6 protein-coding genes are annotated in these 5671 nt (G+C 41.6%); 4 read left to right on the plus strand and 2 right to left on the minus strand.

From position 1 onward, the window contains the following. Positions 1 to 735, plus strand: a 735-nt coding sequence (locus tag ACZFYI_RS14630; RefSeq protein WP_462524869.1) for a glycine--tRNA ligase, incomplete at its 5' end; no start/stop codon positions are given. Positions 736 to 873: 138 nt separating this feature from the next. After that, complete coding sequence (crtD, locus tag ACZFYI_RS14635) at positions 874 to 2340, plus strand: 1-hydroxycarotenoid 3,4-desaturase CrtD (RefSeq protein ID WP_462524870.1); 1467 nt, start codon at positions 874 to 876, stop codon at positions 2338 to 2340. A 58-nt stretch (positions 2341 to 2398) separates the two neighbouring features. On the opposite strand, the gene ACZFYI_RS14640 is transcribed toward crtD, so the two are convergent. Beyond that, positions 2399 to 4957: a M14 family metallopeptidase gene (locus ACZFYI_RS14640; protein ID WP_462524871.1), complete on the minus strand. Its 2559-nt coding sequence runs from the start codon at positions 4955 to 4957 to the stop codon at positions 2399 to 2401. A gap of 91 nt (positions 4958 to 5048) precedes the next feature. On the opposite strand from ACZFYI_RS14640, the gene ACZFYI_RS14645 reads away from it, so the two are divergent. Then, positions 5049 to 5285, plus strand: coding sequence for a PLDc N-terminal domain-containing protein (locus ACZFYI_RS14645; RefSeq protein WP_462524872.1), 237 nt, complete (start codon positions 5049 to 5051; stop codon positions 5283 to 5285). A gap of 3 nt (positions 5286 to 5288) precedes the next feature. Then, positions 5289 to 5465, plus strand: coding sequence for a PLDc N-terminal domain-containing protein (locus ACZFYI_RS14650; RefSeq protein ID WP_462524873.1), 177 nt, complete (start codon positions 5289 to 5291; stop codon positions 5463 to 5465). 80 nt (positions 5466 to 5545) lie between these two features. Here the strand turns inward: ACZFYI_RS14650 and ACZFYI_RS14655 are convergent, their stop codons facing one another. Then, positions 5546 to 5659, minus strand: coding sequence for a DUF1731 domain-containing protein (locus tag ACZFYI_RS14655; RefSeq protein ID WP_462524874.1), 114 nt, complete (start codon positions 5657 to 5659; stop codon positions 5546 to 5548). Between the last annotated feature and the right edge of the window lie 12 nt (positions 5660 to 5671).

Genomic DNA, 5671 nt, shown 5'->3' on the forward strand with positions numbered 1-5671 from the left:
GAAATGCAGTTTTTTGTACGTCCAGGTTCGGAATTAGAGTGGTACAAAGTATGGGCAGACACGCGGATGCGGTGGCACAAGGCTCTGGGAATTCCTGCTGAAAAACTCAGAAGACATGACCATGAGAAGTTGGCGCACTATGCCAATGCCGCCATGGATATAGAATATGAATTTCCTTTTGGATTTAAAGAAGTGGAAGGAATCCATTCCAGAACTGATTTTGATCTGAAAAGCCATCAGGAATATTCCAAAAAGAAGCAGCAGTATTTTGATCCTGAGATCAACCAAAATTACATTCCATATGTCATTGAGACTTCAATAGGAGCGGACAGGCTGTTTTTGATGACTTTATGCAATGCTTTTGTAGACGAACAAACAGAAGAAAAGCAGAGAACTTATCTCAAATTGCACCCTGCCATTGCTCCTGTAAAAGCTGCAATTCTTCCTTTGATCAAAAAGGATGGTTTGCCGGAAAAAGCAAAAGAGATCGTGGAATTATTGAAGTATGATTTCAATATCATCTATGAAGAAGCAGCTTCCATCGGAAAGCGATATACCCGTCAGGATTTAATCGGTACTCCTTTCTGTATTGCGGTCGACCATCAGACGCTGGAAGACAATATGGTGACCATCAGACACAGAGATACCACAGAGCAAGAGAGGGTTTTGATCTCTGATTTGCATTCAATATTGAGTGAAGCATGCAGTTTCAGAAGAATCTTTGAGAAGTTTTAAAATAAAAGAATATCAATATAGATCCCTTTGGAAGTCAACTTTCAAAGGGATTTTTGTTTAAACCAACCAATAGCAAGATTTCAAATATCCTTTTCAGTTATTTTTTGTTCTTTTACTTGGGTAAAGAGTAATTGCATTATGAATAAAAAAGTAATCGTCATTGGTTCAGGAATAGCAGGATTGGCAGCAGCCATCCGACTCAGAAATAAAGGATTTGAAGTAACAGTTTTTGAAGCCAATGCCTACCCGGGTGGCAAACTCTCCGAAATTGAAATTCAAGGCTATCGTTTTGACGCAGGACCATCGCTTTTTACCCTTCCCGATCAGGTGGAGGAGCTTTTTAAAATTTCTGGGAAAGATCCCAAAGCCCACTTTGACTACCTCCGGCTTCCTGTTGCCTGCCATTATTTTTGGGAAGATGGGACCAATATCAAGGCATTTGGAGAAACCGAAAAATTTGCCGCTGAAGTGCAGAGCAAATTGGGAGAACCGGCTTCGCATGTTTTCCAATCCCTGCAAAAATCCGCTTTTATTTACGATCACCTTGCGCCCTTGTTTATGCATAAATCTTTGCACCGATTCGGTACTTGGGCTAATAAAGATGCGATTAAATGTTATTTCAAATTGGGAAAATTGGGGATTTTCACTACCATGAATAAGGCAAATGAGAAGCAATTTTCAAACCCTAAAATGGTTCAGCTTTTCAATAGGTACGCTACTTATAACGGCTCTAATCCCTATGAAACTCCGGCTACACTTAATATCATTCCCCATCTGGAATTCAATATAGGGGCCTTTTTTCCTAAAAAAGGCATGCATGACATCACTTTGAGTCTTTATGGATTAGCCTTGGAGTTGGGTGTCAAATTTCATTTTGATTCAAAAGTGGATGAAGTTATTGTCAAGGATAAAAAGGCAATGGGAGTTGTCGTTTCAGGCAGCTCGTTTTTTGCAGATATCATTGTCAACAACATGGATATGGTCAATGCTTACAAGACCATCCTGAATAAAGAGAAGCAGCCTGCAAGATTACTCAACCAGCCAAAATCAAGCTCAGCACTGATATTTTATTGGGGGATTAAGAAGGTTTTTCCTGAACTTGATTTGCACAACATTCTTTTTTCGGATGACTACAAAACTGAATTTGACCATATTTTCAATAGAAAATCAATCTATCAGGATCCGACAGTCTATATCAATATCACATCTGTGTATAAGCCCGATGATGCTCCGGAGGGCTGCATGAATTGGTTTACCATGATCAACGTGCCCAACAATCAGGGGCAGGATTGGGACAAACTCATTAGCGAAGCGAGAAAAAACATTATCCAAAAAGTAAATCGGATACTAAATACCGACATCGAAAAGCTGATCGAAGTGGAGGAAATCCTTGAACCCAGGACGATTGAATCGAAAACTTCCAGTGCAAACGGGGCGCTTTATGGCAACAGTTCCAATAACAAATACGCTGCTTTTCTTCGTCACGCTAATTTTTCTTCAGAGATTGACAACTTATACTTCTGCGGCGGAAGCGTACATCCTGGTGGGGGAATTCCCCTTTGTCTGCTTTCTGCCAAAATTATGTCAGAAATGATTGAGGGGTAAAATAAGAAATCCTCCAAAGGTTTTTACCCTTGGAGGATTGAATTTGCCACGATTAAAATTATCTCGAAGTACCTGACTGAATCGTCTGCCCAAAGAAAACCGCATTTAAAAACAGTTTGTTGGTACCAAACCAAAAACCTCGGAAATTGGGGTTATCCACAAATCCGATTACCCTGCCTCTTCCTACTCCTGAAACTCGGATCGCACCGGAATTTTTGATCTGTTCCAGGTTGCTTGGATGAATGTAACCGCTTGCCAATGGATTTGAAGTATAGATCAAGGGATTGGCATAGGCGTTTTCAGAAGGGATCAAAAATAGGTTATCTCCTCTGAAAGTGAACATCTCCGATTTTTCGTAGCCATATCCGATCGGGTGTGTTATGTCAAGGCTCACATTGAAAATTGCGCCACCAGTGACTTTTGCACCCATTGCCCTTTCAAAATCAGCATATTTCCTTTGCACCTCAGGATCTTTGCTTTCATCTTTTTTGAATTTGAATTCAGCAATTTCATTTTGATTAAACCATGCCAATGCCCTGCCCGTGGAAATGACAGTTCCTCCTTCCCTCAACCAATCCTTAATTTTCTCAGCACCTGATTTTCCAAGTTGGTTATAATTGCCATCAGAAAAAACAATGACATTGTACCTGCTCAAATCTGCGGAATTGAAACGGTCTACCGGCAAAAGGGTGGCCGGCATTTGGAACCTTTGGTCCAACAAGTGCCAGACTTCCCCGGCATCACTGCTGCTGACACCCCCATCTACCAAGATCGCGATTTCAGGTTTTTTCAGTACATCGATACTTGGAGAGCCAATATTTACCCCTTGTGAATATCCGCTTGTCACTGCATGGATTTGTACTCCGGATTCTTCAGCCACTTTCACGAGATCATTATAAAGCTGTTGGTCGGAGGCTCCTGATTGTCCTTTTCCTACGATGATGCTGCCGCGTTTCATTTTGCCGGCTTCCGGCAAAGTGATTTCCTCGTGGGATACCCTTACCAAATACCCTTTGTCCATCAGGGCATAAGCAGCCTTGGGAGCATAATATTCACTCCATCCAAACATATAGCTATAAGCTCCCGGATCACCAATGACTTTTCCTTTTGCTTTTGGTGTGTTTTTTTGCACCTCTTCCACATTGGCAAGGTTGAGAATCTTACTGCTCAAAGCCATGTAGTCCAGGTTGAAAGCCATTGGCATTGTCCAGGCAGACACATCATAGAATAAACTATCCGCAAAGGAAGTCCGGGTTTCAAACATTGCCTTGATCAACTTGTACTGTGGTTGGTTGAGTGGTATGATATATGATTTTTCTTTCTTGAATTCTACACCATTGACAGTAATGTCTTCCTCAAGGCTAAACACATCGATGTCGTGCTGCAGGATCATATCTGCCAAATGGTAGGTTCTTCCTGCATCTTCTTTGGCTCCGAAGATATAGGCCTTGTTGGTATCGGCATCGTATTCTGTTTTGGCTTCTCTATAAAAATCCCTCAAATAGGTATTCAGCTCCACCCTCATGTCTCTCGCTGCTTCGAAGGAAGACAAAGTCGTAGTAAACTGATTCCTGATTGTAAAAGCAAAAGTCAATGGTCCATAGATCGTTTCTTGCAAATGCCCCCTTGAGCTTGCCTGCTCAAAAAGAATTCCTATTGAGCCCTGTACATCAGGGTAAGTAGACCCTTTTCCAAAATAGAAATCATCAAAATTTTCTTGGCTATAGTATAGAGAGCCTATTTTGTCCAAATGCTTTGCATGGTATTGGCCTATTTTTTCTGTCAGTTCAAAACTCTTTTTAGGAGTGAGGGGATGGTTTCTCGCAGGTACGCCCGGCTGAAAAAAGAAGGTGCTGTTTGCTCCCATTTCATGAAAATCCAGGTGGACGTTTGGAAGCCATTCCTGAACTTTTGCCACGCGGTTTCTGGATTCGGGATGCTGGGCCGGAAGCCAATCCCTGTTCAGGTCAAACCAATAATGGTTGGTACGCCCCCTTGGCCAAGCCTCGTTAAGCTCGCGGTTGACCGGATCGCCGTTCATGACATAGCTTTTGTGGGAGTTGACCCAAGAGGCAAACCTGTTGACACCGTCAGGATTTAATGCGGGATCCAGTAGAATAATAATATTCTCAAGGTCAGCAGCTATTTCGTTTGCGGCAGCAAAATGGTAAGCTGCCAAAAGAGAAGCATTGACTGCACTTGGTTCGTTGCCGTGGACAGAATAGCCAGCCCACATGACCAAAGGCATATTATTGATATCCACATTGGCAGAAGGGTCCCGGAGTTTTTTTCTTTCAGATTTGATCTGCTCCAACTTTCCGTGATTGGCCGGAGAGGTAATGGTCAGGACGATTTGTGGACGCATTTCATAAGTTCGTCCGATGACCTCAATGCTTACCCGGTCCGATGCTGCTGCAACAGCCTGCATATACATGACCACTTGGTCATGGGTAGCATGCCAATCCCCGACTTCAAATCCTAGAACCTGCTTTGGCGTTGGGATGGCAGGGTTGTAGGTATATCCCGGCAGGAGGTAATAGCTTAAAGTATTTTGGGCCTGAACAGGTAAAACAAGCCAAGCCAATATGGCGATCAGAAAAATTTTGGTGGTTTTCATGCTTCAATAGTTTTTGATTGGGTTTCAATTTTAAAGCAATGTTTTCATAAAAATGAGTAATTTCGTTTAAGAGGTAAAAAAATGCTATGCTATGGTGATGTTTATTTTTAATTTCCCTACCGGCCTAGGGTTAATCTTTGGTATTTTATATTTTGTCTATTGGCTATCTGCCATGGTAGACCTGATCAAGTCAGATTTCAAAGATCCGAATATGAAACTGATATGGATCATTGTTTTAATATTTGCTAATCCGATTGGACCTGTCCTTTATTTTGGATTGGTCAAAAACCGAAGGAGAACACGTGGCAGCAAATACTTTAACAGGTAAGCCATGTTTGGATTAGGATTTCTCGGATTGGCGATTTACATCTTTACGATTTATGATGTAGTCAGCAGTAAGTTTGTTGGCAATAACGACAAACTTGTATGGGTTTTAATCGTCATTTTTCTTCCATTGATTGGAACGATACTTTGGTTTTTGATGGGGAGAAAGACGGCAAGAAGGTAAACAGCGATCATCTTCTACAGAGTAAAACGATGATAATTTAAGATAAAAAAATTAACCAAATTCAATTGATGTCAGGCCAATTATCCATAGATCTTCTTCATTGCCTCATCCAATTCCGGATAAATATATTCAAACCCGGCAGCTTGGATTTTTTTTGAAGAGACTTTATTGCCACCCAAGACCATCATGGCCATTTCTCCCAAAAT

This window comes from Aquiflexum sp. (genome assembly GCF_977115555.1).